Origin of the sequence: Nostoc sp. LEGE 12447 (genome assembly GCF_015206985.1) — a bacterium.
Lineage (GTDB): Bacteria > Cyanobacteriota > Cyanobacteriia > Cyanobacteriales > Nostocaceae > Nostoc.
In genome coordinates this window covers 107,302-118,168 of the sequence record NZ_JADEXT010000024.1, presented here as the reverse complement: position 1 = coordinate 118,168, position 10,867 = coordinate 107,302, and the positions used below count along the sequence as shown (strand labels likewise).

At 41.1% G+C, this 10,867-nt stretch carries 7 protein-coding genes and 2 pseudogenes; 8 read left to right on the top strand and 1 reads right to left on the bottom strand.

The annotated features are described in order from the left end of the window. Window positions 1-135: 135 nt before the first annotated feature. The 3 genes and pseudogenes from IQ274_RS22570 to IQ274_RS22560 form a co-directional block, all read left to right on the top strand. Window positions 136-885, top strand: a pseudogene (locus tag IQ274_RS22570) (DUF928 domain-containing protein); the annotation flags it as partial. A gap of 148 nt (window positions 886-1,033) precedes the next feature. Next, on the top strand, window positions 1,034-3,886 hold the full coding sequence (locus IQ274_RS22565) for a CHASE2 domain-containing protein (RefSeq protein ID WP_194143485.1): 2,853 nt from the start codon (window positions 1,034-1,036) through the stop codon (window positions 3,884-3,886). Next, entirely contained in the window at window positions 3,883-5,226 is a 1,344-nt protein-coding gene (locus IQ274_RS22560; protein ID WP_194143484.1) for a response regulator, read from the top strand. Before IQ274_RS22565 ends, IQ274_RS22560 begins: the two co-directional genes overlap by 4 nt. A 160-nt stretch (window positions 5,227-5,386) precedes the next feature. Here IQ274_RS22560 and IQ274_RS22555 read toward each other — a convergent pair whose 3' ends face one another. Continuing rightward, entirely contained in the window at window positions 5,387-5,842 is a 456-nt protein-coding gene (locus IQ274_RS22555) for a DUF1499 domain-containing protein (protein ID WP_416209845.1), read from the bottom strand. Between the two features lie 316 nt (window positions 5,843-6,158). Between IQ274_RS22555 and IQ274_RS38055 the strand changes: the two are divergent. The 5 genes and pseudogenes from IQ274_RS38055 to IQ274_RS22535 form a co-directional block, all read left to right on the top strand. After that, window positions 6,159-6,241 (top strand): annotated as a pseudogene (locus IQ274_RS38055) (bidirectional hydrogenase complex protein HoxU); the annotation flags it as partial. A 124-nt stretch (window positions 6,242-6,365) separates the two neighbouring features. Beyond that, window positions 6,366-6,797, top strand: a complete 432-nt coding sequence (locus IQ274_RS22550; protein ID WP_194143491.1) for a hypothetical protein — start codon at window positions 6,366-6,368, stop codon at window positions 6,795-6,797. Between the two features lie 252 nt (window positions 6,798-7,049). Continuing rightward, a complete protein-coding gene (locus IQ274_RS22545; RefSeq protein ID WP_194143483.1) occupies window positions 7,050-7,910 on the top strand; it encodes a sulfurtransferase in 861 nt (286 codons plus the stop codon). 365 nt (window positions 7,911-8,275) lie between these two features. Next, entirely contained in the window at window positions 8,276-8,671 is a 396-nt protein-coding gene (locus IQ274_RS22540; RefSeq protein WP_163928739.1) for a hypothetical protein, read from the top strand. A gap of 412 nt (window positions 8,672-9,083) precedes the next feature. Continuing rightward, entirely contained in the window at window positions 9,084-10,847 is a 1,764-nt protein-coding gene (locus IQ274_RS22535) for a WD40 repeat domain-containing protein (RefSeq protein WP_163928740.1), read from the top strand. Window positions 10,848-10,867: the final 20 nt, after the last annotated feature.

The following is a 10,867-nucleotide window of genomic DNA, read 5'->3' as shown; positions in this document are numbered from 1 at the left end:
TGCATAGATGAGGGGGAGAAAAGGGGTTGCCCTCGGCAACCCCTTTTCTCCCCCCTTAAAATGATTATCATTCTTGAGAAAACCTGTCTCTTGTTTTTCTTGGAATAATTTATTCTTTGGAAGTCCCCTAGCAAAAGCGCTCCCAGACAAGCAACTGGAGGAGCTTCTAGAGGCGACCTCTTTACACCTAACGCTGGTAAAGGCGCTCCCAGGCAAGCAACCGGAGGAGCTTCCAGAGGCGACCTCTTTACACCTAGCGCAGAGAAAAACGCTCCTCAACAGGCAAGTGGAGGAGCTTCTCGGGTTGGTACTTACTACTTAAATCCTTCAACTGTAGGTGCAGCAGGCCCAGCAGCCCTAATTGCACTCCTACCCCAAAGCTTCTATGGCACAACAGTGTCTGAACGTCCCACAATTCTGGTATATCTTCCTGCTTCTAATGCAGAAGAAGCTGTGTTCAGCCTCAAGGATGAAGCTGGCAATACACAGTATCAAATGACCATTCCTGTTGCTCTCAAAGCTGGAGTAGTTGCTGTCAAATTACCAGCCGAAGCACCCGCTTTAGCAGTTGGAAAAAACTACCATTGGTTTCTAGCTGTCAAAGTTGATGGACAGCTCGGCCCAAATACGCCTTATGTCGATGGTTGGATTCAGCGCATCCAGCCTAATGCTGAACTGACAACAGCAATGGAGCAAAAAGATGCTCTGAAGCGGGCGGCGGCTTTCGGTAAACATGGCGTTTGGTATGACTGCGTGGAAACACTTGCAGCCCTACATAGCACTCAACCGAGCAATGTAACTCTTAACAAGCAATGGGAAGAACTACTCTCCTCAGTTAGCTTGAAGGAGATTGTCACAGCTCCTTTATTAGTATCTACGAAGTAATTTTAGGCATGGGGCATCAGGCAAAACAGTTCCGTTAGCGGATAGCTAAGGTTTAGCCCGTGAGGAGTGAAGAGTTAAGAGTTACGAATTCTTCCCCTGCTCCCCTGCCCCCTGCTCCCTACTCCCTACTCCCTAATCCCCAGTCCCCATGTGGCGTAGATTCCAAACCTTTATCCAACATACTCGTAGTGTTTTGATTATTACTCCCACTGTTGCCCTGACTGTCATTGTCGGGCAATCGTTGGGATTTTTCAATTTGCCTGAATGGAAAATTCGTGATGAATGGGTTCGTCAGCGATGCCAACGGCCGGCTACGCCAACGCAGGAGACGATAGCGGATGAGATTGTGGTTGTCACAATCGATGAACGCGATATTCAATCGGTGCGTAAATGGCCAATTCCAGATTGGGCATTAGCAAAATTACTAGAAAAGATTCGGGCGCAGCAACCCAGAGCCATTGGACTGGATCTCTATCGAGATTTACCAGAGGGAAGCGGACATGAAGAACTTGTAAAAATCTTCCGTAGCACTCCTAATTTAATCGGTGTTGAGAAAATCACCGGGGAGCGCGTCAATCCAGCACCGGAGTTAAAAAAACTTAATCAAGTAGGGTTAGCAGATTTAGTGTTGGATGGCGATCGCTTTGTCCGTCGCGCCCTCCTGACGGCAGTTGATGCCAAAGAGCAAAACACGCTCAAAGCTGGACTAGCAACTCTTGTAGCGCTCAAGTACCTAGAAGCTGACAAAATTACCTTAGAAAGCATTGACCCCAAGCAGCAAAAGTTTCAGTTGGGTAAAGCAATTTACCTACCACTAGACAATCAAGAAGCAGGCTACTCCGATGCTGATTTAGGCGGTTATCAAATTCTGCTCAATTGGCATGGAACAGATGCGGCATTTCGGACAGTTGCCATGCGCGATGTCTTAGCAGGGAGAGTTCCAGCTAACCTAATGCGCGATCGTATGGTGTTTATTGGATCAGCCGCCGCTAGTACCAATGACTTCTTCAACACACCCTTCAGTTCCTCCTGGATCTCTGCCCAAAAAACCATGCCTGGGGTTGTTGTCCATGCCAATATTGCCCATCAACTGGTGCAAGGGGCAAAAACAGGGAAGACAAACCTGTACGGCTTTTCTGGCGGGACTGTGTCGCTCTGGATTATTCTATGGTCTGCGATCGGCTCTAGTGGTAGTTGGTTCTTATCCAGTCGCAGGATGCGGATTCCTGGTGGCAAAATTCTCTGGGCAACTATAGGCATCTGTGGCCTGTTTGTGGGGGGTGGCTATGGGATGTTTTTACATGGCATTCTAATTCCAGTCACACCTGCTTTAGCCGCATTCATCAGCAGTGTAATTGCAACAACAAATGCCTATAAACAGAGACGGTTAGAAGAAGCAAATCAGCAACTAGAAATTGCCAATGCTCAACTATTAGATTATTCCAAAACTCTGGAGTTTAAAGTTGAAGAGCGAACTCATGAACTGCTGGAGGCCAAGCAAGCTGCTGATGCTGCTAACGAAGCAAAGAGCGAGTTTTTGGCAAATATGAGCCACGAACTACGCACACCGCTTAATGGCATCCTTGGTTTTGCTCAGGTGCTAGAAGTATCGCCAAACATGACAGAGAAAAATCTGGAAGGTGTCAGCATTATCTACCAATGTGGGACACACCTGCTGATGCTAATCAATGATATTCTCGACCTTTCAAAAATTGAAGCTCGTAAATTAGAATTGGTTACGACTAATGTACATCTGCACACTTTTTTACATGGTGTCTCCGAGATTTGCAGTATCCGAGCAAAACAGAAAGGCATTTCATTTAATATTTTAATCAGCGATCGCCTACCAGTTGACATTGAAGTGGATGAAAAGCGACTAAGGCAAGTTTTGATCAACTTACTAGGTAATGCTATCAAATTCACAGACACTGGTAGCGTCACCTTCAAAGTAGATGTCATCAGTCATGAGTCATTCGTCATTGATCAAGAGTTGAAACCAATGACAAATGACAATGGACAAATGACACATCAGAAGATTCGCTTCCAGATTGAAGATACAGGTATTGGAATGTCACCAGACCAATTAGAGAAAATCTTTTTGGCTTTTGAGCAAGTAGGTGAAGCAGGGCGGAAATCTGAAGGTACTGGTTTGGGATTAGCAATCAGTCAAAGAATTGCGGCATTGATGGGCAGCCAAATTCAAGTACAGAGTCATTTGGGTGAAGGTAGTCTCTTTTGGCTAGATTTAATGGTACCAGTACCAGTTTCCCATGACTGGCAAATAGAAGCGATATCTACAACGAGCGTAGCAGCAGCCCTAACCCATCAAAAAATCACCGGGATTCGGGGTACTGCACCTCAAATTCTCATTGTTGATGATGATACTAACCACTGTTCTATGTTGATCAGTTTGCTCCAAGAAATTGGCTGTCGAACCTTGGAAGCAAGCGATGGCAAATATGCACTACAGATGGTAACTGAACATCACCCAGATGTGATTCTCCTTGATTTAGCTATGCCTAACATGGATGGCTTTGAGCTAATGGTTCATTTACAAGAAAATCCACAAACTCGTTTTATTCCAATTATTGTTTCTAGTGCCAGCGTCTTCGAGGAAAATCGGCAACGAAGTTTTCAGGCAGGGGCCACAGCATTTTTGCCGAAACCTCTGCAAATTGATGAACTATTTAATGCACTGAGATCGCTGCTAAAAGTGGAGTGGATTTACGATCAATCCACACCTCAAAAGTCATTTTACCAGTCTGAACAGAAAGCTGATGCTGAATTGCTTCTGCCATCACCAGATGTTTTGCAACAACTTTATCATCTGGCAATGATGGGAGATATTCCAGCAATTGAAGAAATCATAAAAGAGTTAACTAAGCAAGATAGTCAGCTAACTCCTTTCGCACGTGAGTTGAGCAAATTTACTGCCAACTTCCAAACCGGAAAAATCCGTAAATTCCTTAAATCTTTTATAACAACTGAGTCACGTCAATGATGATCGAACCTCTCTTAAAACCAATGCATATCCTTTTGGTAGATGACAATCCCAACAATCTTAAAGTGCTATCAGAAGCGATTCAGGGATGTGGTTGGAAAACACTCATGGCAACCGATGGAGAATCCGCAATCGAACAAACAGAATACTCTGCTCCCGATCTTATTCTCCTAGATGTCATGATGCCGGGTATTGATGGATTTGAAACTTGCCGCAGGTTGAAAGCCAATTCCATCACTCAGAATATTCCGATCATTTTTATGACTGCCTTGGCCGATGCCACAGACAAAGTGAAAGGACTAGAAATTGGTGCAGTTGATTATATTACCAAACCCTTCCAGCAAGAAGAAGTCATTGCTCGATTAAAATTACATTTGAAAATTTCCTATCTTACCCGTACCCTCGAACAAAGAGTGCAAGAACGCACCGCAGAATTAACCCAATCTCTCCAACAGTTACAAAACACCCAACTACAACTAATCCAGAGTGAGAAAATGTCCACCCTTGGACAACTTATTGCAGGGATAGGTCATGAGATTAATAACCCGATTGGTTTTATTAGTGGAAATTGCTCTCATATTGAGGAATATGTCAAGGATCTCCTACGTTTAGTGGATCTCCAACAGCAAAAGCTACCACATCCAGACCCAGAAATTGAAGAACTTGTTGAAGAAATTGACTTAGAGTATCTAGTTGAAGATTTACCAAAAATTCTGGGATCAATGGAGCAGGAAATTGGTCGTCTCAAGGATATCAGCCTTTCTCTAAGAACCTTTGCTCGATCTGATATCTCATCTATGGTGGAGTTTCAAATTCACGAGGGAATTGATAGTACCTTAATGCTATTAAAACATCGACTCAAAGATCAAGGAGAACGCTCTGTAATCGAGGTTGTTAAACAATATGGTGAGTTACCTCCAATCACTTGCTATCCCGGACAACTGAATCAGGTATTTATGAATATTATCGCCAATGCCATTGATGCATTTGATGACCTCTATCAAAACCGCTCAGTTGAGGAAATAGCTGCTGCTAGCCCTCATACCATCACGATCGCTACATCAATCCAGTATGAGCAACAAACCGTGACAATTTGCATCGAAGATAACGCTCTTGGTATGCCTCCTGAAGTGCAAGCGAGAGTTTTTGAGCCATCTTTTACAACTAAGCCTGTGGGAAAAGGAACTGGGCTAGGATTAGCTATTAGCTACCAAATTATTATCGATAAACACAATGGACAAATCAACTGCTCGTCAACCTCTGGTCAGGTAACGAAGTTTATTATTACTCTAGCAACTTCAGTAAACCGAAAGAAAATTTTTGCGATCGCTTTAGGCTAGTGTTCTGAGTCTCATCTTGACTTTAAGACTCAAGAACATTGGCAAAAAAGCAAAGACTAAAAATTTTTTAATATGACAGATGTGTAGATGCTTAATAGCTGATAATAAGAACTTTAGTTCTTGGCTTTCAAGTACTAAAGCCCTTACTAGAAAACACAAATCAAATTTGTAAATCGCGTAGTGCTAGACGAATTTGCTCCAAGCGCCTACGGTTTACACCAAAATCAGAGTCTCCAAGACGTGATGCGGAACGTAGATGAATTACTGACTCATTAGCAGGGAAATAAAACTCGACATCATCCACAAATTGAAATATCCGACTCTTAGAAAGAGCATGGATGTAATTATCTGTCTGTTGGATAACCTCTGTACGTGGAACCACACTAAGAACTTTGAGTAAAGTTGCTCGTGCTGTGTTGAGGTCTACATGGTAGGCGATCGGGTCAATGCTATGTTTGGAATCAGCATCTTGACTGACAGCACAGTTCGGAGAAGGCGGACAGGGAGCAAGATGGATATTGTCAACTCCCAAGCCAGAAGTGGCGGCCCAAGTAGCAGCAGGAAACATGAAGCTGCTAGTCAGGCTGAAGAATATTACACAGATAATACTCCACATAAGTCTCTGCACGTACCTCATTTCCCCGTTCACGGAGCGTTCCGTAGGAAAGGGGTATGTTTTTAGCAGACGGAACATGATCTATTTACTCCTTGTTAAGAAACATAAATATACCTGAAACACTCACCAATGACAAACAATAAATGACCAATGGACTTCACAAGTTCCTCAAACTCTTTATACAGCGCTTCCCAGAAGTTAAAAACTAATTCTAAGGACTTACGCAAGTATCATTTTTTTCGCCAAAATAGCCCAAAGTCATAAATCCCAAAAGTTTGACTTTTGACCATTGATGCGAAGATATCTAGCATAGCGAAGCGATCGCCTGCAAAAATACCGCCGCACAATTATAGAAATGCTGTTTGCTCGGTGTGGGTAGCTAATGCTAACTGCGAATTGTAAGCCTTGAACCACAAGAAGGAAGCGAATTTATCAAGTTTGCTTAACTTCACAAGTTACTCAAATTCTTTATATAAATTGAAAGTCAGACAATAACACAATAATTTTAGAATCAATTATGGTTATGGCAATTAATTATCGGGAAAGAATCATTGCTCTTTGGACAGTATTTCTACTAGGAACATTGTTTCATACACAACTGGGTTTAATGCCGCTTTTTCACGGTTTATCTGTTATTGAATCTCAAAAAGCTACAAATATCAACAATATTTCTGGAATTATGTGGTTGATGTTAGGCTTTTTTGTGCTACCAATACTGGTAATTGTTCTTACTATTTTTACCGATTCAAAGCGTTATCGAATCATTCATTTTGGCTTAACTGTCTTTTACAGCATCATGAACTTACTACACGTGATTTTAGATTTATTTGTCCAGCCAGTTCTCTGGTATCAGATAGCCTTGATGGTGTTGTTATTTTTTGTGGGTTTATTATTAAATATCACTGCTTTTAAATGGATGCAAATGCATAACAGGTCTAATAAATCACAAATATAATTAGAAGGTTCACGTTTGTAGATTTTATTAAACCCGTATTCTCAGCTTTATTATAAATTTGATTTTGAAGAATTTTTGAATGAATATTCAATATCCATATTTTTTAAACTTGATTTAATCAGTTTTAAAACAACACAGCGACAAAAGTTATCTTGTAACATTCAACATTCATTCTTCTGTGATTTACATTCCAAAATGCAAATCTACCGAGCGCGATAATGCCTAATGGTAGGATAACAGAAGCATGAAATCGTGAATACAAAAGCCCTCATTTCTCCTCAAGAACTCACATCCATATTAGCAGAAAAGTCATCATGGGCTGTCATTATCGATACACGGGCTCCCGAAGATTATGCTATTTCTCATATTCCTCAATCCATAAATATTAGAGATTTTTTCACCTATCTTTTAGAAAGTTCTTACCCAGCAGGATTAAAGGAATTACAAGAGTATTTTGCAGAAATTATGAGCAAGCTGGGAATATCGGGTGCGGAACGGTTAATTGTCTATGAGGACACTTTAAATAAAGGTTATGGTCAATCTTGTCGAGCAGCTTTTTTACTGAAGTATTTGGGTTGTGCTGAGGTATCTATCTTACACGGAGGATATAGAGTATGGCTGACAGAGGGATTACCTACTACTGATGAAGTACCATTATGTGAAAGCAGCATATTTAGATTGCATCCCAACACTGAGATGATGGTAACTACCGCCGAGATGTTGCAAGCAATTGACAATCCAGCAATTATTAAATTAGATGTGCGCGATCGCAACGAATGGCTTGGGCTGAGTTCTTCTCCCTATAATCCTGACTTTTGCCCTCGCAAAGGTCGAATCCCTAATGCTGTATGGTTAGAATGGCATCATCTGATGAATTCCGAATCGGAAATCCCCACATTCCGATCGCCTGATGAAATCCGAGAAATTTGTCAATCAGTAGGTATTACTTCGGAGTCGATTGTGTATATTTACTGCTTTAAAGGTTCAAGGGCTGCTAATACATTAATAGCCCTTGAACAAGTAGGAATTTCTGCTAGAAATTATTTTGGCTCTTGGAATGAATGGTCTCGTGATTTTTCCCTACCCATTGATAGCAGAGTCATCAGCGTGTAGGCATCGCAGGCTCGGTTTTTTGCTGTAACATAATTGACGTTGGGTTTTCGAGACGCGATAAATAGCTGTTAAGACAAGTGTTTTGGTCTTATCTGAACTGTATTGCTTTATAATTCGGAATCTGTTTTGGGAAAAGGTTACTGGATTTGGCTTCAAGGTTTTTTCTTTACCATTACCCCCGGCCCGTTATCCTCAGAGGACGACACCACCTTCCCCTTTTCCCCAAAACCCAAAAAGTATTGCCTGGTTGGAAAAAAGCATGAACTGCGATCGCTAGTAGAGCAATTATACTTAACCCAATTGTAGGAAGTATTTTGCTGGGCAATTGTGCCAATCTAGCAAATAACTTTTCTTTAGATAGACTTATGGCTAAAAAATCTCAACCAAATTTAGAACAATACCAAGATGTCAGATTATCTGCCACCACAAGAATTTGGGTAATTACAGTTGCCATTCTTGGAGTTTGCGTCCCACTCTCAGCCGTTACTAGAAGTGGTGCTATTCTTCCTTTAGTTGCTATTGGTGGTGCAGCAGTTGGTACAGTTGCTGTTTGGCGTTCTGATGAGCAAAAATCAAAAACTAACTATTTGCAACAGCAGCAAATAGAACTGTTAGAGCGGAGATTAGCGAATTTAGAAACAATTGTTAGCAGTGATGACTTGAACTTGCAAATGAAAATTAAACAGATTGAGGCAAGGGATACTTTTGGTGACTCGTCTGATGTAAGTACTATACCCAGGCAACCAAAACGCAAAGGTTAAAATTAGCTAATATTCACCATTTTCGCCAATTTCAGATGATATACCCGAAAATAATCGTTACTAAGTCTTTTTAGTGGGGGTATTTGTTGACTTAACGTTGCTGCAACCTTTAAAATGCTTTTCACATTAAACTTTCCTTCGCAGCTAGAAGTGTTTCCTTAGAAACAGTATCTTGTTGTCCATCTTCGTTAGAATTGACTGACATCATTTAATTCTATATACTTCAACTGCATCAGTTCATGAAATGTCTAAGTGCTATCCATCTCTATTTTTCCCGGAAACATCTGCCAATGGCTGTGTTTTATTAGACTGCTAACATTACTGAATTTTTAATTAACTAAGGTTATAAACTTGAGTAATTGCATTGGTATAGCTTACCGTAGGTATGCAATAGTTTGCCGCAGGAATGCAGATGGATTGGATTAGCTTACTTAAATTTCAACAAGCTGACTTCCTTCAACGTGTGAAGAAACCTAAAACTTATGACTTATCTTTATTGGAAAGTCAAGTCAAGGGTTGTCACACTGAAATGATGGCTTTTTGGGGCGAACCATTGGCCAGACTCCAAGAATTTTCTCGCCAACAAGCAGAAGTTCTTGCCAAAAATCCACCGCCTACGCCACCCGAATATCCTGAGCCTCCCGACTGGACGATACCTTTTCCCAAATACTTCCAGCGCCAAGCGGAAGATTATCTTTTGCGGGAAAAAATCGTTGACCTGGTAATAGCTGAACGTTTAGGGAAGTTGGTAAAAAAGGTATCACAAGATACTTTGCAAAATATGATTTTAGATGATGAGGGAAATTTGTGTGGCGAAAGCAAATTTTCTTATGTACTTAAAGATAATCCTCAGCTAAGTGTTCAAGTTTATGTTGCTGATGGAGAAAGTTTTAATGGTATTAAGAAAGACAAAATTAAATGGTCGGTTACTCAAGAAGATTTAAAAAATCACCAAGTATTAATTTTTCTCTGTTTGTTTTATCCATCAACAGGTCAGTTAGGATACGAAAGACAGAGTATAATTACAGGATTTTTACCTGCAAATCAAATTGAACTTACTGAACCAAAACTGTATATAAGTCCGAGTAACTTGTTGTATGCCGGTGGTCTGAGTTGGTATTTAGAATCACTTATTGGCAAAAAAGACACGTCGCCAGTAATTAATGAGAAAGCGATCGCAGATACAATACAAACTCTACCATCAGAGCATTGTCTTAAGGGTATAGTTGGTGACTGGGAATGCTGGCAAACTTTACAAGGGCACAATAGAGGTATTAATTGCCTAGCTTTCAGTTTTGCGTGTAAGAATGGTAAAGCATTACCTATATTGGCAAGTGGTAGTCGTGGAGAAACGAAACTCTGGGATTTAAGCAAGGGTGAATTAATAGATACATTATCAGAGTATCCTTGGGTGATACCTGGGCTAGTGGATGAAGTGAATTCCCTGGCTTTTAGTTCAGATGGACAGACTTTAGTGAGTTGCGGTGCTGATTCCACAATTAAACTTTGGCACGTGGGTGCTTTAGACTTGATAGATATTTTGCATAAACATAATGGGGTAGTGCGGTGTGCTGCCTTTACTCCAGATGGCAGAATGCTAGCTACAGGCGGAGATGACAGAAAAATTTTGTTTTGGGATTTGATGCATCGTCAGGTTACGATCGCACTTTCTTTAGATGATACAGCTGCTCATTCTCTGGTTTTGAGCCGAGACGGGGAAACTATAGTTACAGGTAGCTACCGTAAAATCAAAGTCTGGCGAACTTCACCCCAGACGGGGATCAAAAGTTTAAAGGATGCACAACCTCTGCATACTTTAATGGGTCATTCTCACATCGTTCGTTCGTTAGCAATCAGTGCAGATGCTAAACTGCTGGTGAGTGGTAGCTGGGATCAAACAATAAAAATTTGGCAATTGGAAACTGGAGAATTACTTCATACACTTAAAGGACATAGAGATAGAGTATATGCGATCGCCTTAAGTCCTGATGGACAAATTATCGCCAGTGGTAGTGCTGATAAAACCATCAAATTATGGCATCTACAAACCGGGGAGTTACTGGGTACGTTTACAGGTCATGGAAATATAGTCACAGCATTAGCCTTCACAGCTTCTGGCGAGATGTTGGTTAGCGGAAGTTTAGATAAGACAATAAAAATTTGGCAACGGAGTTAAGAATTTAAAATTAGGGGCTG

Coding starts and splice junctions, on each gene's coding strand:
- IQ274_RS22550 (WP_194143491.1), top strand. CDS start 6,366: ATGGCAATTAATTATCGGGAAAGAATCATTGCTCTTTGGACAGTATTT.
- IQ274_RS22535 (WP_163928740.1), top strand. CDS start 9,084: ATGGATTGGATTAGCTTACTTAAATTTCAACAAGCTGACTTCCTTCAA.
- IQ274_RS22540 (WP_163928739.1), top strand. CDS start 8,276: ATGGCTAAAAAATCTCAACCAAATTTAGAACAATACCAAGATGTCAGA.
- IQ274_RS22555 (WP_416209845.1), bottom strand. CDS start 5,842: ATGTGGAGTATTATCTGTGTAATATTCTTCAGCCTGACTAGCAGCTTC.
- IQ274_RS22560 (WP_194143484.1), top strand. CDS start 3,883: ATGATGATCGAACCTCTCTTAAAACCAATGCATATCCTTTTGGTAGAT.
- IQ274_RS22565 (WP_194143485.1), top strand. CDS start 1,034: ATGTGGCGTAGATTCCAAACCTTTATCCAACATACTCGTAGTGTTTTG.